The sequence below is a fragment of the Chryseobacterium sp. HR92 genome (genome assembly GCF_045689405.1).
Taxonomy (GTDB): domain Bacteria; phylum Bacteroidota; class Bacteroidia; order Flavobacteriales; family Weeksellaceae; genus Chryseobacterium; species Chryseobacterium viscerum_A.
Map to the genome: position 1 here is coordinate 2,811,532 of NZ_CP139139.1, position 21,407 is coordinate 2,832,938.

Genomic DNA, 21,407 nt, shown 5'->3' on the forward strand with positions numbered 1-21,407 from the left:
GTTGGTCATTAAAATTGAATATTAGCTCCTATCAGGAATGTTCTGGCTTGAGGATAATACGCTCTGTCTACCCCGATAATATCCTGCTCAGAATTATTCCTTCCTGCAATTTCCGGATCATATCCGGTATATTTTGTGAAAGTAAGCAGGTTTTCTCCTGTGATATATAGCCTTACTTTACTCATTCCAAAGCGTTTAGTAACATCCTGAGGAATGGTATAGCCTAACTGAACAATTTTCAAACGTACATAATCTCCTTTCTGAAGATAATAATTAGACATCCATGAATAGTTATGATTAGGGTCATTACGGGTAATTCTCGGATTATCATTGGTAGATCCTTCACCTGTCCATCGGTCTAAGATTCTTGTCTGGTAATTCGCATCAGGAATATCTAATCTTCTCAACCCCTGGAAAATCTTGTTACCAGCCTGCCCTTGTGCAAACATCATCAGGTCAAAATTCTTATAGCTCATGTTCACGGTAAGTCCAAAAGTATATTTTGGAATAGAGCTTCCTAAGTTTACTTTATCATTATCATCAATTTTCCCATCTCCGTTATTATCCTGCCAGATAAAGTCTCCAGGTTTTGCATCAGGTAGTAATTTTACTCCATTGGCATTTACGTAATTATCAATTTGTGCCTGATTCTGGAAAACCCCGCTATAAGTCTGCCCGTAAAATGATCCGTAAGGCTGCCCTACTGCTACTCTGGATACAGCTCCCATGGTCTGGAAAGAAGCCAGGTTGAAGTATTCAATATCATCCTCTAATCTAAGAACTTTGTTTTTTATGGTAGCAAAGTTACCATTCACCGAGATGGTGAAATCTTCCCAGTTCTTTTTATAACCTAATTCAAGTTCAACACCTGTGTTTTCCATATCTCCAACGTTTGACCAAGGTAGGTTAGGAACCCCTACATAACCAGGAATATTGATTTGTCTAAGGATATCGGTTGTTTTCTTCTTGTACCAGTCTGCGGTCAGGGTAAAGTTGTTGAATAATTTTAAGTCTGCAGCAATGTTCAGCTGACTTGTCTGCTCCCATTTCAGGTTGGGATTTTCCATTGTACTTGGTGCATAACCAATGATAATATTATTACTGGAGTTGGTATAATTACTTCCAGAAACCATGAAACTTGCAAATCTGAAGTTATCCATTTCATCATTTCCTAATACTCCATAACCTCCTCTCAACTTCAGGTTATTTACCACTTTATTCTCTGGCCAGAAGTTTTCTTTATGAACATTCCATCCTAAGGACATTGACGGGAAAGTTCCCCAGTGCTGATTCGTTGCAAATTTTGAAGAACCATCTCTACGAATTGTTCCTGTAAATAAATATTTGTCTGCATAATCATAAATAATTCTACCAAAATAAGATGCTTTACGGGTTTGAATCCCATCCCATCCTGTTGCAGTAATATTATCCTGAGGAATATTAAAATTGAAAGAAGCATCCTGCCAGTTATCAATAGGCAGATTACTGTATGTCAGACTAGCTCCGCCAGCGATATTGTATCGGTATACTCCCTGCCCTACCATAATGTTGATATTGTGATCACCAAACTTATTCTGATAGGTTAATGTGTTTTCCATGCTCCACTCAAACTTATTTTCATCTACCTTATTCAGGCTGTTGAAGCTGGTATTGTTAAAATTGGGGCTTAAATAGTATTTCGGAGTGAAAGTACGGCTTCCCCAATAGGATTTCTTACCATTTAAACTTGTTTTGAAGGTGAAGTGATCCAGAAACTTAAGTTCAGCAAAAACATTCCCTACAAAATCATCAGACCAGTTATAATTCCCTTGTTGTAGGTAGCGAAAAGCCTGAGGGTTGGTCATTTCATTGTTTACATATCTTGAAATTCCATAAGGACGTCCTTCAGAATCGCGGATGATGTAAGGATTGGTATAGCCACTTGGATCTACCATTGACCAATCTGTTACCACTACCGGAGTGATAGGATCCAGGTTAACTGCTGAAGCCAATGGACCTCCAAATTCCTCATTGGCACTTACTCCCTGAGATTTTACGTGTGTATAAGCAAAGGTTTGACCTATCGTAAGGTAATCAGTAACTTTATGGGTTGAGTTAAATCTGGCATTAATTCTTTTGTAATTGGAAATATCACTCATTACAATACCCGTCTGGTCAAAATATCCAAATGATGTATAGTATGTTGATTTTTCATTACCTCCTGTAATGCTTACTTCGTGAGAAGATTTTTCACCTGTCCCGAAAATAGCATCCTGCCAGTCGGTTCCTTTTCCAAATGATTCCGGATTAGTAAATCTAGGAGTTCCTCCATCATTTACAAAACCTTCATTGATAATTTTAGCATATTGTGTAGCATCCAGAAGATCCAGCTTTTTTGAAGCATTTGAAAAACCATAAAACCCATTATACGAAAGGGTCAGTTTTCCTTTTTTTCCTTTTTTAGTAGTAACCAGGATTACTCCTTTTGCAGCAGAAACACCGTAGATTGCGGATGAAGCACCATCTTTTAATACTTCAATACTTTCTATATCCGACTGGTTAAGCCATCCGATATTGTCTACTACAATACCGTCTACTACCCATAGAGGACTGTTACTTCCTGCACCAAAACTGGTAATACCCCTTACACGTACAGTAGCAGCAGCTCCAGGTTGTCCTGAGTTCGTCACTACAGAAACTCCGGCAGCCCTTCCTTGTAATACCTGTTCTGGCTTACCGGATGGAATATTCTCAATATCGCTGGCTTTAATACTTGCTATAGCACCTGTCACATTACTCTTTTTCTGAGTACCGTAGCCAATCACTACAACTTCGTCTATTTTGTTTTCTTTAGCAATTGTGTCCTTCGCCTTGGTGGTCTGGGCACTGAAGTTGGCCGTAAAATAGAGGACGGCAACCACTCCTACGCTTCGTGATATTCTTACATTCATATACAGTTATTGTTTAATTCTCAAATTGAGACAATAAAAATATATTTTTTTTCAATTAATTAACATTCTATTCATAAATATTTTAATTTTTCTTTTATTTTTCAGGGTTAGAAGCCCTATCTTCGCATCAATATTTCATAAATTTTCACAAAAAAACAATAAAGAAGTCTCCCAAAATGATCATCAAGCTTTCTAAAATTTCTCTTCCGTTAAAACTCACCTTTCTTATTTTTTCAATGGTTTTGAACTGTATGGGATTGATCATTCTGCAGCTGTCTGAAGAGAAAATCACCTATGGAGAATTGGGTTTTTTAGAATCATTTAAAGACTTACCCATCGCTTTTATTTCTCTTTTTGCAGTAAGTTTCATTAACAAAACGGGAACAAAAAAAGCACTGATTTCGGCTTTGATAATTGTTGGCTTTTGTTCTTGTCTGCTGCCATTTATAGAAGTTTTCTGGTTTTTCAAATTATGGTTTGCCATCATTGGAGCCTGTTTTGCCATTGGTAAAATTTGTGTTTTTGGAATTATCAGGAATAATATTTCGGATGAAAAATCGCTGGCAAAGACGATGAACAGTGTAGAAGCTTCATTTATGATCGGAATCTTTGTAGTCAATACCTGTTTTGGATGGGTGGTATCCAGTGAATATTCTGAATATTGGAAATTTTGTTTTTTATTAATTGCTTTCTTATCTGCATTAACAATATTCCTATTATCAAAAATTACAATTTCTGAGGCCAAACCTTTGGAAAACACAAGTGTATTCTCTGAACTTTCAGGGTTTGTAACTCCTTCTATAACATTATTCCTTGGGGTTATATTTTTTATCGTTTTTGTAGAGCAGGGATTCAACTCATGGCTTCCCTCTTTTTATAAGAATCATCTGAAAGTCAATTCATTTTTTGCCCTTCAGGCAACATCTTTTCTGGCGGTATTTTCTTATGTGGGAAGAACAGTAACAGCCAATATTATCCGAAGATTTTCATTGCCGGGCTACTATCTTTCATGTATGGCTTTTATCATTTCTTTATTGGCAATTATTGTAGGTGTGCAGTATTTTGATTCAGCAGATTCAAAGATAATTCTCTTTTTATTTCCGGTGATCGGTTTATTTTTGTCACCACTCTACCCTGTCATTAATTCAAAAATGATTGCACAGATGGACAAGGAAAAAGTAAACTTATTCACCTCTCTTATTGTTATTTTTTCCTCACTGGGCAGCTCTGTAAGCTCGATTATCATGGCAGTTCTGTTCGAAAAACAATTATTAAATTTTTATCCAATATATATCTTATCTTTCGTAATTCTTCTTTTTGTGACTAGTTTGGTATTTTTTAACGTTTCAAAAAGAAAATAGTTTTATTTTTACAGCCATGAAAATCAAAGACACAAAAAGTAAAGAAACACTTCGGGAACTTATCGATACCAAAGATTTTGTTGCCCATATATCTGTTGACTGTACTATATTCGGCTTTCATAATAATATTTTGAAAGTCCTGCTTTTAAAGTATCACGATCTTGACTTATGGTCACTTCCAGGTGGTTTCGTTTTCAATGATGAAGATTTAAGGGAAGCCGCAGCAAGGGTTTTATTTGAAAGAACACATCTTAAAGATATATTTCTGAAACAGTTTCATACGTTCGGAAGAATAGACCGTACAGAGAATAATGTTCATCAGATCCTTCTCAACAACAAAGGAATTGAGGTACCTGAAGATCACTGGATCTTTCAAAGATTCATCACGGTGGGTTATTGCAGCCTTATTGACTTTTCAATGGCCAATACTTTCCCTGATGCCTTCAATGAAAGCTGTGAGTGGTTTGAGGTAAGCAATCTGCCTAAGATGGCATTTGATCATGACCGAATCATAGAAACAGGATTAGAATACCTGCGGATGAACATCAATACAGAGGTAGCGGCCAGCAATCTGCTTCCCGAAAAGTTTACGATGAAAGATCTTCAGTCTCTTTATGAAACTATTTTAGGACAGAAATTCAGAAGAAATAATTTCCAGCGTAAAATTTTAAGTTTAAATATTCTTGACAGACTGGAAAAATTGTATGATGGCTCAGCCAATAAAGCGCCCTATCTGTATAAATTTAAAAGCAAGGTCCACAATTCTACCAATCAGTATCCTATATCCAATGATGAGGAGACTTAAAACACAGAATTTATCTTATAAACAAATAAAAAGAGCATTATCTGTCTGAAAACCAACTGAAATATAAGTTTTCAAAAAAATTTTCAAGACACCACGAAAAATGTTACTTTTAACCAAATCAAAAAATCATGTCATATTATCCTCTTACAAGCATCCCTGATTATTATGGAATTGATGCTTTACTTACTGAAGAACACAAACTCATCCGCCAATCTGTAAGAGACTGGGTTGAAAGTTTTGTAATGCCGCAGATTGATCATGCCGCTCAAAATCATACAGATATACCTAATCTTATGAGAGAATTGGGGAAAATCGGAGCACTGGGACCTTATATCCCGGTTGAGTATGGCGGTTCAGGATTAGACCAGATTTCTTATGGTCTTATTATGCAGGAGTTGGAAAGAGGAGATTCTGCAGTACGTTCTGCTGCTTCGGTTCAGAGCTCTTTGGTGATGTTTCCTATCAATGAATTCGGTTCTGAGGAACAGAAAATGAAATATCTTCCTAAGCTTGCTGCGGGAGAAATGATCGGATCTTTTGGATTGACAGAGCCTAATCACGGTTCTGACCCAGGTTCTATGGAAACGTATTTTAAAGATATGGGAGATCATTATCTTTTGAATGGGGCTAAAATGTGGATCACTAACTCTCCTCTATGCGATATCGCTGTGGTATGGGCAAAAAATGAAGAAGGAAAAGTACAGGGACTGATTGTTGAAAGAGGAATGGAAGGTTTCACCACTCCTGAAACTCACAATAAATGGAGCTTAAGAGCTTCAAAAACCGGAGAATTGGTATTCAATGACGTAAAAGTTCCGAAAGAAAACCTTCTTCCTGGAGTAACAGGACTGAAAGGACCTTTATCTTGTCTGAACTCTGCCAGATACGGAATTTCATGGGGAGTAATCGGTGCTGCCATTGACTGCCACTGTACTGCTGTTCAATACGCTAAAGAAAGAAAGCAGTTTGGAAAACCAATCGGTTCTTACCAGCTTCAACAGAAAAAACTGGCTGAATTCTTAACAGAGATTACAAAGGCTCAGTTACTATGTCTTCAGTTAGGAAATCTTAAAAATGCCCACAAAGCAACTCCGGCTCAGATTTCTATGGCTAAACGTAACAACGTCAATATGGCTATTGAAATTGCCAGAGAATCAAGACAGATCCTTGGTGGAATGGGAATCATGGGTGAATTCCCAATGATGAGACACGCTGCTAACCTGGAGTCTGTGATTACTTATGAAGGAACACATGACGTTCATTTGTTAATCACTGGTTTAGATATTACAGGAATTAACGCTTTCTAAAGAAAGACAAACATATAAAGAAAGAGTCTGGCCAATGGTCAGACTCTTTTGTTTTACTCACTTTGCAGAGAATTGATATTCAATGAATAATTGTTGATGTTGCAATATTTTCAAAGATTTATTAAAGTTATTACCTTAATACCATAGAAAATGTATCAATATGAGAAAAATCACAACTTTTTTACTAGGTCTTACCGCTCCATTCTACTTTGCACAGCAGGCTGGAGATGTTGTAAGTGCAGAACAGAAACTGGATTTAACACCACAGGGAGTCATCAATTTTATCTCCAATAATCTTGGTGATCAGGATGCTCCGGAATTTGCCAGCTATCTGAACAGTTTTAATGTGGGCTTAAAGGGCTACAAGATTACTTATTACACCAAAAACGAAAACAATGTTCTTGCAAAAGCTACCGGACTGCTAATGTATCCCAATGTAGGATTCAAATTATCAACAGTTGTATCCAATCATGGCACAACAGACAGCAGAAATAATGTTCCGTCTAATTTCAAAGGGGCATTAACAGCAGGTTTTGTTGTTGAATTGTCTTACGTCCTCAATGGCTATATTTTAATGGCTCCTGATTATGTAGGGATGGGAACCGGAGACGGAGTACACCCTTATGTAGATTATGCCACAGAAGCAGGCGCTACCATTGATTTCATTACCGCTGCTAATAAAGTACTGGCTCAATTGGGTGTCAAACGCTATGATGAGTACTTTTTAGCCGGATATTCCCAGGGGGCCCATGCTGCGATGTCTACTTTAAAAAGATTAAGCATTTCAAATCCCAATAATATCAAATTTAAATATGCTTATATGGGAGACGGACCGTATGATTTCTCCGGTGTGACTTTAAATAAAGGAGTTCTGGAAAAAGATATTTACCCGTTTACCTCATTCCTTGCCAATGTTCTTCACACCTGCAACAATACGGGATATAAAACATACAATAGCAATATTTCAGAAGTTATTTCTGCAGAATACCTTGATAAATACAACTATCATGTTGTACAGGATAATGGCGGACTTTTATGGGGCCCTGTAATATGGAGAAAACTCTTTACAACCAGCTTCGTAAATGATGTCACCAATAATCCCAATAACAAGCTGAGACAGTGCATGAAACCTAAAGATGTGTACGATTGGTACAACAAAACACCTATGACATTGGGGCATTCTACTGTCGATTTAGCTATTCCACCTGAAAACACTTCCAAAACCATAGATGTTCAGCGCGGATATTATCCTTGGTGGGATCTGAATAAATACAAGCTGGATTCTTTCTACTGGGGACCGCTTGGGCACGTAGGAGGAATTCTTCCCTTTACTCTAGCTTCCAATGCCAAATTCAATACTTTACGAAGTGGCGGGCTTCTTAATGAATGGGCTATTGCAGGGTCTATCTTCGGTAAGCAGTCAGCTGAGAAAACGAATGAAAAGCCTTCCCTGCTATCTTCACAGATCAAACCGGATTTGGGCAGCTTGCAATTGGTTGAAATTACGGATTTTAACAAAGAAAAAGCTCAAAGCAGAACAGCTAATGACCGCAGCTTATCAACTTTAAAAGACGGAGTTTATCTATTGAAAATATCGGAAAACAATGAAAATAAAATAATTCCATACATCAAAAACACCCCTAAAGAAGTTGCAGAAAACGAGATTGTACAATCAGCAAATGCATCGCTTTTACAATTAAAAGTTGATCAGGAAGAACTTACTGCTGTGAATATTTTTGATGAAAATAAAACGTTAGTAAAAAGCATTTCTCAAAAACAGTACCGTGAAGCCGGAGGAATCAACCTTCAGGATCTGGAAAATAAAAACTATACGTTTGAAGTAGTTACGCCATATTACAATCTTCAGTTCAATAAAGCTGTTGGCAATACTCCATCATCAGAAAGCAGTACTGATATTTATGCTCAGAAACAGCAGATCATTGCAAAATCCGCCAATGACATTAAAAACATCAGAATTTACAGTATTTCTGGTACTCTGATCGTTCAGCAGGAAGTCAATAAACCTTTATTTGAATCCAGAAACCTAGAATCTAGCGTGTATCTGGTACAAATCATGCTTTCTAATGGAAAAATTATTAATAAAAAAGTAAAACTGTAAAATCAATCACTCTTCATATCTCATTTCAAGTTAATTTTTGGCACTTCAGCAATGAAGTGCTTTTTTATATCAACAAACAACTGATATACAAAATCATAAATAACCTTACTTGCATTATTTAATTAAGATAAAAATTCTAACTGATGCTTAAAATTTAAAACCAACGCTAAAGTATATTCTTGAAAAATCAAGCTGGCTGTTTCTGGAAACATTTAAACTGATAGGACCAATAAGAGATTCGTATCCAAGGTTTACTCCATATCCAAACATATCGAAACTGTCCTTAAAAGGAGAAAGCTCCTCACTCACTTTACCATAGCTGAAGGAAGGGGTAAGATAAAGTCTTTTCATAATCCTGTACTGCAATGATATTGCTGTTTTAGCAACTGAGGTCATAGGAAGCTCTTTCTGGCGAAGACCGTTGAACTCAGGGCTTAAGAGATCATAATTATACTCACTTCCTCCAAGATTGTATTTCTGATTCAGGAAAAGATATGGAACCTTGCCTTCCTTCCCTGATCCGAAACTTGCCCCCAAAAACACATTTGCTTTGACAGTCAGTCTTCTTGTGATAGGGTAAAAAAAGTTCTCATTTAAAGTAAATGAAACGAGGTTTTCAGGTTCGTAATAATAAGATTCTTTTGGATTAAGTATCAGATACAGGAGCGGCTGTACTGTATTCAGATCATAAAGCTGGTACCTGTCACCATAATAAAATCTTGTGCTTACCTGAAGATGATTTCCTCTTGTTGTAAAATATCTTTTATTAAGATTATTCTGTTCAAACTTCAGGAATGTATTGAAATTGCTATGGTTATATAATTTCTTACTGTAATTATCCACTTTGGCCTGATCCACTTTATCCAGTAAGCTGTACATTCTTTCGGTGCTGAACTCCGTTCCCAATGATAAGTAGGCATTTGGAGTAATATTATAATTCAGAGCAATCTTTCCGGTGATATTACGGTACATATGGTTAGGAAAACGATCGCTGCCATCTTCGCTTACATCATACAATCTGAAGTTCAGATCATTACTCTTAAGATTAACCATCTTAGCTTCCAAATCCAGCCACAAACGCTCTCCGCTATCAAGGAACTGCTGATAAGCAAGTTTAGCCTTGAAACGTTCGGAAATATCTACGGTTGCCAGAAATCGGGATCTGTTCAGAAGGATATTCCTGTAAGTATAATTAACAATAATTCCTACCGATTGTTCCGTGTCATAATGCAGAGCCAGTTTAAAAGCCCCTTTTTTTGCTCTTTTCACAAAAACATTCATCACAAGACCATCATTTTCATTCGTATAGGTATAATACACCTTTACATACTGGCGCATTCCAAAGACTCTGTCTATTGCTTCATTTACGGTTTTTGCATCGTAATACTTCCCTTCCGTCAGCCCCATTTGCTTTTTAAGCACTTCAATCTCCGCGGCATCATTGATAGGAGTTCCGTCTTCTTCGTTAAAAGTAAATTTTGTAGTAGGCAGTTTCACCTCTTCAATCATCTGATGTTCATATTGGATTCCTGCTTTCCGCTGAGCTTCTGCCAAGGCTACAAACTCAGGAAGGTGTTTTCTCGCTTCTACCTCTCCAATTTTGATGATCCTCCTGAATTTGGCAAAATCCTTCGTCGTAATATCACCCAATGGATCTACAAAGTCTACCAATACATTAGACAGCTCCTTTTGATGTTTAAAATCCTCTACCGAACGGATGGCATGCGTCTGATAAATCATTTTCATCGGATTTTCAATCTCTTTCTTGGTAAAAAGCCTGAAGCCCGTATATCCTCCAATCACAAAATCCGCTCCCATTTCTCTAACCTCATTGGCTGGATAATTACGGTCCAATCCGCCATCTACCAAAAGCTTTCCATCAATATAAACGGGTGCAAAAGCCGCAGGAATTGCCAATGTAGCACGAATAGCAAGTGGTAAAGAGCCTTGTTTCTGCATCACCAGCCCTCCGTTTTCAATATCGGAAGAAGTAAGCTGAACAGGTATCTTCAGTTTGCTGAAATCATTGATATGTTTTGCATTGAAAGTAAGTGTATTAAGGACCTCTCCCATGTACTGCCCTTCAATATACGAGCCTGGAAGAGTTGGAAATCCTTTGACTACCGGAAATTCAAGAATATACTTATCATATTCGTCTTTTTCACTGATATTGACTTTGCTGTAAGGAATTTTATTGCTCAGAATCCTGTTCCAGTCCATTTTATAGATCGTATGCTTCAGCTGGTCGGCATTATATCCCATCGCGTACAAACCGCCCAGGATACCACCCATACTGGTTCCTGTGATGTAATCCACCTTGATTCCCAATGAATCGATCATCTTTAGAATCCCAATGTGTGCAAAACCTTTTGCACCTCCACCACTGAGAGCAAGACCGAATTTAGTGTCTTTGGTCACATTCTGAAGCGCAATATTCAGGGAATCATTCTTTTGCTGAGACTTGATAGTAAGAGAGAAAGCTATGGCAAAAAATATCAGGATCTTTTTCATTGTTGATTCTTGGTGTATCCGATTGAAACTTTAAAAGTTATAAAAAGTAAAGATACACAAAAAAGTCACCTGCTTTACAGACGTTTCTGCGAAGTAAATAAATGTATTTCGGTGTATTACTTTAAGAAAATAACATATTGATTTTCAAGCAATACAAACCATTGAATCAATATTAAATAATTTTAATATGCTTTTATAGTTTCAACAAAATTAACATCCGGATTCAGGATTTCAAGGATCAGACTTTTCACTGATTTCATGGCATCATCAATATTTCCTTTGTCAAACTGCAGTGATACCATTCCTTTTTTAGCATCTGCAAAGCTCCATATTCCCGTTTCGATAGGGTATCCCCAGAACTCAGGAAGATGCTGCACCACATAATGATAAATACAAAGCTGAAGCGCCTGTTTTCTTTCACTGCTATGGAAATATTCATCTACATTGTCTCCATCAATTTTCACGCTGAGATTTTTGATCTTGGCCGTTTTATAATCGATAATTCTTAAAGTCCCGTTCAGTTTATCAATCCGGTCGATGAATCCGAAAAAAGAAATTTTGTCATTTCCGTCAAGAGGAAAATTGATGTTTTCAAACTTTCTTTCGATATCAATAATCTCTAGTTTGTTTCCCTGTTTTATCAATTCAAGATCATGAGTAAGGATATTTTCAATCACTTTTTTAGCAATGGCTTTATGAATATAATTCATTCCCTTCTCATAGAATTCCGGCTGGTGTTTCAGTTTTTCAATGGCAATATTTATATAATGATCTATTGCTTTAACTGAATCTTTTAAATCACTTTCTTTTAAAACCTTACCTTTCAATACCTCATACACTTCTTGAAGTGAATAATGGACCAGATTTCCGTAATTTTTCACAGAAAGCTCTTCTTCAATTTCATCCGTTTCCGAGGTATTCAAAATCTTGGAAAGATAAAAATCAATCGGATTATAGAGGTAGCTTGTAAGGTGGGATGCAGATACTTTTTCCTTCCATTTCTGAAGACGTTCCTGTACAATCTGCGTTTTGGAAATTTCTATAGGTTTTGTGGTAATTGGCTCAGAAGAATTTTCGATAATCAGGTGCTCGATCTCATGCGAACTTTCCATTTCAATCTGTGTGATGAACCTGCTTTTCTCTCCAGTATTCACTCCTGAACTTAACGCATTGTACAGTAAATGAACATTCTTCGCATCCTGAATCAGCCTGTAAAAGTGATAAGCATAAATACTGTCATTTTCCAGGAAAGTATGGAGATCAAAATACCTTCGGATATCAAAAGGAATATAGGTATTCTGAGAGTTACCAAGCGGTAGTTTTCCTTCGTTCACAGAAAGTAGAATAACGTTTTCAAAATTCAGGAGACGGGTTTCCAGCAATCCCATAATCTGCAATCCTCTCAACGGTTCTCCCTGAAAATCGATACTTTCAGAATTGATATGCTGGTTGATCAGGATTTCCAGCGTTTCCATTTTAATTTCAATACTGTAGGGAGTCAGCTGATTTTTGATAATTCTGAATGCATTTTCAAAGTGAGAAACATTCTCATACTGAATATCGTCTATTTCCAGCCATTTTACCTGCTGGCAGAACGTAATCAGCATATCCAGATACCTATTTGTTCCCTCAGCTTTCTGAAGAAGATTAAAGTATGATAGCCCGTTGAGCAACTCATGAAGAAGATTTTTAGAAATATAAACAATATTCCTTTCTTCTACTTTGGCTTTAAAATCATTGATAACAAGCTCGTCTTCATCAGATTTAGGAAGCTCTTCCAGAATGGGGAAAACATCTCTGTAGTAATAGGAAGATTTGTTTTTTTCCAGTTGTTTCTGCAGATAAAACAGACGTTTCACAGCGTTGGAGAAAGATAAATTCTTCAATGGAAATCCCATCGTAATATTCAAGTTATCCACACCATGCATCACATCCAAACTTGCAGGAAGAAGGTTTTCATCCAGCAATACCACTGCTGTATTGGAATAGGTTTTATTATTGATTTCCTTAAAAATTTCAGGCAGTACTTTGGTCTGGGTTACATTCCCGGATACTTCGTATACCTTGATTTTTTTCGGTTGATTAAAGTCGTCTTCTATCCATTGAAAAGACCTGTTTTCATCAAATTCTTTCCAGGTTTTATGGTTTCTCAGAAACTTTCCGGCTTCCTGTCTTTCGTCATCGAAATAATAATGATCTGCCTGAAAGAAACATTGCGCTTTATTCCATTTCAAAAGACTTCTTACCAGCTTTTCCTCCACCGGGGTAAAGGCATTGAACCCGCAAAAGACAAACTCTTCTTTGGTATTTTCAGCAAAATCTCCAATCTTAGCTTTCGCAGCCTCATGAATCATTCCCGAAGTCGCCCAGTTCTTTTCCTGCAGTCTCTCCTTCAAAACAGGGAGAAAAACATTCATATTCTGCCAGAAATTAAGGAACTTCTTTCTTGGGACATCATCATCCTCACCAAGATCCTGAGCCCATTCTTTGATCCTTTCCTCGTCAAACATATACTGAAGAACGGCTTGATCACTGTCTGAAAATTTGAGAATGTCATCCCAATCCTTCTGCAGTGTAGGAAACCACTTCAAAAAGTCCGAAAAATCATCCCGGGGAATAAGATTCAGACTTCTATACACATCAAATGAGAAAAGCCACAGCGGAATTCCCTGAATCGGCTGCTGATCGGCAATTTTATTGATGAGTTCTTCAACAGTAAAAAAATTGGGAAGAAGCCCTGAATAATTATTTTCCTCCAGGATCTGTCGGATAAACACAATGGGACGTTTTCCGGGCAGAATGATATTAAACGCAGAAAGGTCCTGGTTTTGCGCTAGCAGTTCGTGAATGATCTTATTGAGGAATTTCAAGGGGCTTGATAGCTTTTTAAATTGTCTAGTTGTTCAGAAATCGTATTATTATATTCTGCCTGTTTTTCTTTATTGATCCCGTGACGGGTTTCTCTGTCATAGGCCATCTGGAAGTTTTGATAATCGGTGGATATCCCATCATAAATTGCTTTGAAATATTTGTTATAATCACCGGAAGTTCTGATTTTTTCAGCGACTGCCTTTCTGAATTTTCTTACAAATAATTCTGCAATATCAAAATGTTTCTGCTCGTGAAGCAGGATGTAATCATCCATTTTTTTAACATCCTTCCAGGATTTCTCTTCGTTAAATATCGTTTTAATGGTAATGGTAACCGGCGCTTTTGGATTGGAAGATTTTATAGAGGAAAATTCCCAGCCGCAATGGGTATATGCTGCTACATCAGGATTTTTTTTCCTGTTGACCGGGCTTTTAAAATTATCCCACGTCAGTTTTCTGCCTTCTTCCCAGGTAATCTTTTGCCCGAATACCATCTCAGCGGCCAATAAACACAACACAAAAGTCAATCTCATTATTCTACCACAATTGTTTTTGTAATCCAGTTATTTCCTCCGTTCCAGAATTTAAAAGTATAGGTACCTTTTCTTTGCGGGCTGAAATTGATTTGATTGGCTCCTACATAACTTCCCTGCGTACAAGGTCCGTTTGTGATATATTTGTAGGAAGTAACCGTTCTTTCAAGATTAGTATTGTAAATATAATCATAACCATAAAAGCCATCACAATGAGATGGATAGGTGGAATAAGTCTTGATGCTCTGTATCGCAAAAACGTCCATAGTATCATTGACAATTTTTACGCTGTCTATTTTGATCTTATCGATAGATTCGATTGTATGGTAATCGTCATCATTACACGAAACCAGAAGCCCGCCAAACAGTAATACTGAAAATCCAATATTTAAAAGTTGTTTCATAACCTTCAATTTTCTGATTATTAACAAATATTAGCAAAAATTATTCCTTATTTACATAAAAATCAGGAATTAAAATTACCTTTTGATACATAAACTACTTTTTTAGTATCAAAAAATTCTTCATCAAAATAGTGTTTAAGGTTGAAAATTTCACATTTAATTCCGGCCAGTTCTTCTGCAAGATCACCGCCTTTTAAATATAAAATCCCGTTATGTTTAGGGTTAAACTGTTCTTTTTCAAACTTCCCTTTCAGCCATCTTAAGAATTCCGGCATCTGGGTTACCGCTCTGCTGACTACAAAGTGGAATTTTTCTTTCAGCTTTTCTGCTCTTCCGTGGATAGCCGTTACATTCGTCAATCCTACTCCTTCTGCTACAGCCTGTACCACACTGATTTTCTTACCGATAGAATCTATCAGAGTGAATTCTGTTTCAGGAAACAGGATCGCCAGAGGAATTCCTGGAAAACCGCCTCCGGTTCCGATATCCAAGACTCTCGTTCCCGGTGCAAATTCCATCACTTTTGCAATTCCCAAAGAGTGTAGAATATGCTTTTCATACAGAGACTCCATATCTTTTCTGGAAATTACATTGATCTTTTCATTCCATTCATTATACAGATTTTCCAATTTTGAAAACTGTTCTTTCTGTTTTTCAGTAAGATCCGGGAAATATTTTAATAGTAACGATGCAGACATGTGAATTATTATAAACAGCAAAAATAAGTTTTATTTCTCTTGTATTCAAATCTACTTTTCCCGGCAGGCCCTGATCCCGGTTTTTCAACAGAGATCATCACTTCGCAATACCCGGAATTACAGGAACGTTCAGGTTCCCGGACTGGCTGACTGTCTGTACGGCAAAAATATAATTGTCTTTGGAAAGCGGAACTTTAATGGAAAGCCCTGTTGTAAATATTTTTTTCTGCCATACCGGGCTGTCTGTTTCCCTTGCCAGCACATAATATCCTGCAGGAGTTCCTGATTTTGGTTTTTCCCAATGCAACGTTGTGGAATTCGTCAATTCCTTAACATCCATTTCCACTTTCTCAGGTTTTGAAGTAGATTTTGCAAGATTGGCCAGTACTGCAATATTGGCAGCCACATTCTTTTTCAGGTATTTAAAATCTATAAATTCCGGAAGGTCACCATATTGTTTACTATTCTCTACTCTTATATCCTGGTGCTGATGATCATAATTTTCATAGTACTCCGTCAATCTTACGGAAGGAAATCCGTTATTAACAAAGCTGGTATGGTCTCCTCCACGCAAAAACCTGTCATTTCTGTAGATCAGTTTTATTTCAAGTCCTTTAACGTATTGTTCCGTAATTTCTTTGATATATCTTGCCAGCTGTCTGGATTCACTGTCGTTTTCAAAACCCAGATTCCTGATCGTCATTGCCTTTTTGTCTAAATCTCTATACGGCAGGCCTTCACTGAATACACGGAGTGTACGGGTATTGATTTCTCCTGTTTCTCCTGCTTTAGGATTGCCAATCATATCATTATTCAGAACGGCTTCCAGCTGTAAATTTTCTCTTTTAATTTTTTCTGCCAATTGTTTAGATCCCAGCAAAGATTGCTCTTCTCCGGAAAAAGCCACAAAGATAATGGAGGCTGGAAATGAAGATCTGCTTAGTATCCTTGCAGATTCAATAACGGCACTTACTCCACTGCCATCATCATTGGCTCCGGGTGCTGTGGAAGTTCTGTTCATCACATCCGTCACCCTTGAATCAAGATGCCCGCCAATCAGAAAGATTCTTTTGTCATTGGGATCTGTACCTTTCAGAAAAGCAACGGCGTTTCCCAGACTGACCGGTTTATCAACCCTTTTGCCATCCGGTTGAATATCTTCCTGCTGAAGATACACTTCCATTCTGCCTCCGGAATTTTTTGCATAATCATTGAATTTTTTAATAACCCAGTTTCTTGCGGCTCCTATCCCCTGTTTTGGATCATCTGTTGTACTTAAAGTATGCCTCGTTCCAAAACTTACCAGCTTACCAATGTATGATTTTAACGAATCTTCATTTACCTGCGTAACATATTTTTTCACTTCATCATCTTTTGAATATTTCTGAGAGAAAGCAGCACAGGAAATCAGCAATAAAAAAAGGGAATATTTCATAGGATAGGTCTTAGATTCTTTAAAGATACAAAACCCTGAGTCTCAGAAGTCATTTTTTATGATGAATTACCCTTTTTACAGATTGATAATTGCCCAACTGCAAAAAAGCATAATGATTTCGTAACAGAATACAATTGATCAAAACCTGACAAAAATCTTCAAACTAGCCCCACTTTTATTATTCCCGCAAAACGTTTTTATTATATATTTGTTAAAATTCAAAAAATAGATGGACAAACTTTCAGATAGAGTAAAAAGATTAGGATACTCACAGACATTTGTAATGTCAAACAAAGCCAGAGAAATGAAAGCCAATGGAATAGATGTGATCAGCTTAACTCTTGGTGAACCGGATTTCGATGTCCCGGACAATATCAAACAGGCAGCTTTTGATGCCATCAACCAAAACTACAGCCACTATTCTCCTGTTCCGGGATTTCTGGAACTGCGTGAGGCTATCGCTTACAAATTAAAAAGAGATAATAACCTGGAATACAAACCTACTCAGATCTGTGTTTCAAATGGAGCTAAGCAAGCTATTCTGAATGTTCTTGCATCCATTATCAATGATGGGGATGAAGTTCTTCTTCCAGCTCCATATTGGGTAAGCTATGATGAAATGGTAAAAATGATGGGTGGAGCTTCTGTGATGCTTCCTACATCTTATTTAACAGACTTTAAAGTAACTGCAGAACAGCTTGAAGAAGCTATTACAGAGAAGACCAAAGCTGTACTTTTCAGTTCTCCATGTAATCCGTCAGGCGGCTATTATACCTACGACGAATTAAAATCAATCGCTAAAGTTATCGCTAAATATCCTCACGTGACAATAATTTCTGACGAGATTTACGAGTATATCAATTACGAAACAAAAACAACTTCTATCGCACAGTTTCCTGAAGTTTATGAACAGACAGCGGTAATCAACGGAATGTCAAAAGCATTCGCAATGACAGGATGGAGAATCGGATATTCTGCATGTCCGGAATGGCTGGCAAAAGCTTGTGAAAAAGTACAGGGACAGATGACCAGCGGAGCCAACACTATGGCACAAAGAGCATCTATTACTGCATTAAAAACAGATCCTTCTGAATACAGATATATGATTGACGCTTTCAAAGAAAGAAGAGATCTTGTGTATGAACTGATCAAAGAAATCCCAGGATTTAAAGTATTACTTCCTAAAGCTGCATTCTATTTCTTCCCGGATATTTCGCACTATATCGGAAAAACGTTGAACGGAACCGAAATCAAAAACTCTGATGACTTTGCCATGTTCCTTCTGGAAAATGCTCATGTAGGCTGTGTTGGAGGATTCTCTTTCGGAAGTCCGGAATGTATCAGGTTCTCTTATGCCGCTTCTGAGGAAGATTTGAGAGAAGCTATGAAACGAATCAAAAATTTATTGGAACAATTCAATTAACAAATTAATAACCAAAAATAAAGCACAACAGCAATGAATCTGTTAAAAAAACTAACCATCGCAACCAGTATTGCAGCCGCAAGTTTTGCAGGATATGCTTTTGGCCAGGATTTCCAGTGGAAAGAAGGAAATTCTAACGGCTACAAGTACAAATACGTTACCAATGATCCTACTTCTGCAAGGTACTATACCTTAAAGAACGGACTAACAGTTATCCTGAGTCCTACGAATAAGGACCCGAGGATACAAACATATATTGCCACAAAGGCAGGAAGTAAAACCGACCCTGCAGACCACACAGGTCTTGCCCATTATCTGGAGCATATGCTTTTCAAAGGAACCAATCAGTTTGGCTCTAAAGACTGGGCGAAAGAAAAACCTCTTTTAGACCAGATTGATGCTCTTTACGAAAAGTACAACCAGACTAAGGACGAAGCTAAAAGAAAAGAAATCTACAAAGAGATTGATAAGGTTTCAGGAGAGGCTGCCAAATATGCAATTGCAAATGAATACGACAAGATGATGGCTGGTATGGGAGCTGACGGAACCAACGCCTTCACTTCCTTTGAACAGACAGTGTACACAGAAGATGTGCCGTCCAATGTTCTTGACAAATTCCTTGCTGTGCAGGCTGAAAGATTCAGAGAGCCTGTTTTAAGACTTTTCCATACAGAGCTTGAAGCGGTATATGAAGAAAAAAACAGATCTCTTGATGATGATGGAGATAAAGTTTTTGATACGATGTTTGCCAATCTTTTCCCTAACAACAACTATGGAAAACAAACAACCATCGGAACCATTGAGCATTTAAAAAATCCATCTCTGCATGCTATCAGAGAATATTACAATAATTATTATGTTCCCAACAACATGGGAATCATTATGTCCGGAGATTTTAATCCGGATGAAGTAATTGCAAAGATTGATAAGGCTTTCTCATACATGAAACCTAAAGCTATTCCTGAATATAAAGTAGGACAGGAAAAAGCAATTACATCTCCTATTGTAAAAGAAGTTGTAGGCCCTAATCCTGAAAATGTAATGCTTGGTTTCAGATTCCCAGGAGCTTCTACGAAAGACGCAAGAATGCTGAACCTTGTTGGAAACATGCTTACCAACGGGCAGGCAGGATTGATTGACCTTGATCTGGTAAAAAAACAAAAATTATTGGGAGCATATGCAGGTTCTTATGCTTTAAAAGATTATTCAGTATTACTTTTACAAGGAAAACCAACTGAAGGACAGTCTCTGGATGAAGTAAAAAATCTTCTTCTTCAGGAGATTGATAAATTAAGAAAAGGAGATTTTTCTGATGATCTTATTCAATCTATCGTCAACAACGAAAAGAAAGGTATTATTCAGAAGGATGAAAAATATTCATCAAGAGCAAGTATTCTGATGGATGAATTTACTTCAGACATTGACCACAAAGCATCGTTGGAATATGTTGATGAAATTTCCAAGCTTACAAAGAAAGACATCATGGATTTCGTATCCGAATATCTTCAGAATAACAACTATGTTGCGGTTTATAAAAGAAAAGGAGAAGACAAGAGTATCGTGAAAGTTGACAAACCAACCATCACACCAGTTTCTGTAAACAGAGAAGACCAGTCTCCATTCCTTAAGAAGATTGATGAAATGCCTGAAAACCCAATCGCTCCGGTATGGCTGAATTATGATAAAGACATTGCTAAAAACAAATTAGCTGATGTAGACATACTTTCTGTAAAAAATACAGACAATGCGCTGTTCAGAATGTATTATCACTTTGATTCAGGAAAATGGAATAACAAAATTCTTCCTATAGCAGCAGAATATCTTCAGTATTTAGGAACTAAAGATAAATCTTCAGAAGTAATCAGTAAAGAATTCTACAAACTTGCTTCAAGCTTTAATGTAGGAGCTGGAAATGAAGAAACTTATGTATCTCTTGAAGGGTTAAATGAAAACTTTGATAAAACAATTGCTTTATTTGAAGATCTGATTAAAAACTGCCAGGCAGACCAAGGGGCTCTTGATGCTTACAAAACAAGACTGAAAAAAGCCAGAGCGAATGCGAAACAAAACAAAGGAACCATCATGGCCGGACTGAGAAGTTACGCACAGTATGGAGCACAAAACCCTTTCAACAATGTACTAAGCGATGCTGAGCTTGATGCATTAAAAGCAGAAGATCTTATTAATGTACTTCACGACCTCTTCAATTTCAAACATAAGGTACTGTATTACGGTCCGAAATCAGGAAACGAAGTGGTGGCATCATTAAAACCTGTCCACAAACTTCCTGCAGCCCTGAAAGATCTTCCTAAGTCTAAAACTTTCGCTCAGATCCCAACAGATAAAAACAAGGTATTATTCGCTCATTATGATATGGTGCAGGCAGAAGTTTTCTGGGTAAGAAATTCTGACCAGTATAATCCTTCTACAACTCCTACCGTAAGTTTGTTCAACAACTATTTCGGAGGCGGAATGGGATCTATTGTTTTCCAGACGATCAGAGAATCTAAAGCTCTTGCCTACTCTACATACTCATATTTTGCACTTCCTAGCAAGAAAACAGATAAGGATATGATTATGGCATATGTAGGAACGCAGGCAGACAAATTCAATGAGTCTACGACGGCCATGAATGAGCTTTTAACAACTCTTCCAAAATCTGAGCAGCTATTCGAAACAGCAAAAAGCGGATTGAAAAAATCAATTGCTTCTGAAAGAATCACTCAGGACGGAATCATCTTCTCTTATCTGAAATCTCAAAAACTTGGAAACAGTTTTGACATGAGAAAGAACGTCTACGAACAGGCACCAAAACTGTCTTTCACAGATATCAATTCTTTCTATGATAAGGAAATGAAGAATAAAAACTACACATACTGCCTTGTGGCTTCCCAAGACAAAGTGAATGAGGCCGATATGAAGAAATTAGGTGAAGTAAAAAAACTTAATTTAACTGAAATATTTGGTTATTAATATAAACAAAAGCCCTGATATCAGGGCTTTTTTATTTA

Annotated in this window: 13 protein-coding genes; 6 read left to right on the plus strand and 7 right to left on the minus strand. The window is 37.2% G+C overall.

Annotated elements, in window-relative coordinates; translation table 11 throughout:
- Nucleotides 1–8 precede the first annotated feature (8 nt).
- Nucleotides 9–2,930 carry a SusC/RagA family TonB-linked outer membrane protein gene (locus SFA27_RS12745; RefSeq protein WP_407292478.1) on the minus strand — a complete coding sequence of 974 codons (2,922 nt, stop codon included), beginning with the start codon at nt 2,928–2,930 and terminating at the stop codon, nt 9–11.
- Nucleotides 2,931–3,106: 176 nt separating this feature from the next.
- On the opposite strand from SFA27_RS12745, the gene SFA27_RS12750 reads away from it, so the two are divergent.
- The 4 genes from SFA27_RS12750 to SFA27_RS12765 all read left to right on the plus strand — a co-directional run bounded on the left by SFA27_RS12750 (nt 3,107) and on the right by SFA27_RS12765 (nt 8,522).
- Nucleotides 3,107–4,291 (plus strand): sugar MFS transporter, encoded by a 1,185-nt coding sequence (locus SFA27_RS12750; RefSeq protein ID WP_264518119.1) that lies wholly within the window; start codon nt 3,107–3,109, stop codon nt 4,289–4,291.
- A 16-nt stretch (nt 4,292–4,307) separates the two neighbouring features.
- Complete coding sequence (locus SFA27_RS12755) at nt 4,308–5,096, plus strand: NrtR DNA-binding winged helix domain-containing protein (RefSeq protein WP_264518120.1); 789 nt, start codon at nt 4,308–4,310, stop codon at nt 5,094–5,096.
- Between the two features lie 128 nt (nt 5,097–5,224).
- Entirely contained in the window at nt 5,225–6,403 is a 1,179-nt protein-coding gene (locus SFA27_RS12760) for an acyl-CoA dehydrogenase family protein (protein ID WP_047375331.1), read from the plus strand.
- A 160-nt stretch (nt 6,404–6,563) separates the two neighbouring features.
- The gene (locus SFA27_RS12765; protein ID WP_407292481.1) at nt 6,564–8,522 is read left to right on the plus strand and encodes a T9SS C-terminal target domain-containing protein; all 1,959 of its coding nucleotides are present in this window, start codon (nt 6,564–6,566) and stop codon (nt 8,520–8,522) included.
- A gap of 147 nt (nt 8,523–8,669) precedes the next feature.
- Here the strand turns inward: SFA27_RS12765 and SFA27_RS12770 are convergent, their stop codons facing one another.
- From SFA27_RS12770 to SFA27_RS12795, 6 genes are all read right to left on the minus strand, one after another.
- A complete protein-coding gene (locus SFA27_RS12770) occupies nt 8,670–11,033 on the minus strand; it encodes a patatin-like phospholipase family protein (protein WP_407292484.1) in 2,364 nt (787 codons plus the stop codon).
- A 182-nt stretch (nt 11,034–11,215) separates the two neighbouring features.
- Nucleotides 11,216–13,903 (minus strand): PD-(D/E)XK nuclease family protein, encoded by a 2,688-nt coding sequence (locus SFA27_RS12775; protein ID WP_407292487.1) that lies wholly within the window; start codon nt 13,901–13,903, stop codon nt 11,216–11,218.
- Nucleotides 13,900–14,436 (minus strand): DUF922 domain-containing protein, encoded by a 537-nt coding sequence (locus SFA27_RS12780; RefSeq protein ID WP_407292490.1) that lies wholly within the window; start codon nt 14,434–14,436, stop codon nt 13,900–13,902. Before SFA27_RS12780 ends, SFA27_RS12775 begins: the two co-directional genes overlap by 4 nt.
- Complete coding sequence (locus SFA27_RS12785; protein WP_047375340.1) at nt 14,436–14,840, minus strand: hypothetical protein; 405 nt, start codon at nt 14,838–14,840, stop codon at nt 14,436–14,438. Before SFA27_RS12785 ends, SFA27_RS12780 begins: the two co-directional genes overlap by 1 nt.
- A gap of 62 nt (nt 14,841–14,902) precedes the next feature.
- Nucleotides 14,903–15,538: a 16S rRNA (guanine(527)-N(7))-methyltransferase RsmG gene (gene rsmG, locus SFA27_RS12790; RefSeq protein ID WP_047375341.1), complete on the minus strand. Its 636-nt coding sequence runs from the start codon at nt 15,536–15,538 to the stop codon at nt 14,903–14,905.
- Nucleotides 15,539–15,635: 97 nt separating this feature from the next.
- Nucleotides 15,636–16,973 (minus strand): M20/M25/M40 family metallo-hydrolase, encoded by a 1,338-nt coding sequence (locus SFA27_RS12795; protein ID WP_407292494.1) that lies wholly within the window; start codon nt 16,971–16,973, stop codon nt 15,636–15,638.
- Nucleotides 16,974–17,202: 229 nt separating this feature from the next.
- Here SFA27_RS12795 and SFA27_RS12800 point away from each other — a divergent pair, with 229 nt between their 5' ends.
- Together SFA27_RS12800 and SFA27_RS12805 are read left to right on the plus strand one after the other, a co-directional pair.
- Nucleotides 17,203–18,396, plus strand: coding sequence for a pyridoxal phosphate-dependent aminotransferase (locus SFA27_RS12800; RefSeq protein ID WP_407292496.1), 1,194 nt, complete (start codon nt 17,203–17,205; stop codon nt 18,394–18,396).
- A gap of 33 nt (nt 18,397–18,429) precedes the next feature.
- Complete coding sequence (locus SFA27_RS12805) at nt 18,430–21,369, plus strand: insulinase family protein (protein ID WP_407292498.1); 2,940 nt, start codon at nt 18,430–18,432, stop codon at nt 21,367–21,369.
- Nucleotides 21,370–21,407: the final 38 nt, after the last annotated feature.

Excerpts from the sequence above, each read along its gene's own strand:
- SFA27_RS12745 (WP_407292478.1), bottom strand. The coding sequence starts at position 2,930 with ATGAATGTAAGAATATCACGAAGCGTAGGAGTGGTTGCCGTCCTCTAT.
- SFA27_RS12750 (WP_264518119.1), top strand. The coding sequence starts at position 3,107 with ATGATCATCAAGCTTTCTAAAATTTCTCTTCCGTTAAAACTCACCTTT.
- SFA27_RS12755 (WP_264518120.1), top strand. The coding sequence starts at position 4,308 with ATGAAAATCAAAGACACAAAAAGTAAAGAAACACTTCGGGAACTTATC.
- SFA27_RS12760 (WP_047375331.1), top strand. The coding sequence starts at position 5,225 with ATGTCATATTATCCTCTTACAAGCATCCCTGATTATTATGGAATTGAT.
- SFA27_RS12765 (WP_407292481.1), top strand. The coding sequence starts at position 6,564 with ATGAGAAAAATCACAACTTTTTTACTAGGTCTTACCGCTCCATTCTAC.
- SFA27_RS12770 (WP_407292484.1), bottom strand. The coding sequence starts at position 11,033 with ATGAAAAAGATCCTGATATTTTTTGCCATAGCTTTCTCTCTTACTATC.
- SFA27_RS12780 (WP_407292490.1), bottom strand. The coding sequence starts at position 14,436 with ATGAGATTGACTTTTGTGTTGTGTTTATTGGCCGCTGAGATGGTATTC.
- SFA27_RS12785 (WP_047375340.1), bottom strand. The coding sequence starts at position 14,840 with ATGAAACAACTTTTAAATATTGGATTTTCAGTATTACTGTTTGGCGGG.
- rsmG (WP_047375341.1), bottom strand. The coding sequence starts at position 15,538 with ATGTCTGCATCGTTACTATTAAAATATTTCCCGGATCTTACTGAAAAA.
- SFA27_RS12795 (WP_407292494.1), bottom strand. The coding sequence starts at position 16,973 with ATGAAATATTCCCTTTTTTTATTGCTGATTTCCTGTGCTGCTTTCTCT.
- SFA27_RS12800 (WP_407292496.1), top strand. The coding sequence starts at position 17,203 with ATGGACAAACTTTCAGATAGAGTAAAAAGATTAGGATACTCACAGACA.
- SFA27_RS12805 (WP_407292498.1), top strand. The coding sequence starts at position 18,430 with ATGAATCTGTTAAAAAAACTAACCATCGCAACCAGTATTGCAGCCGCA.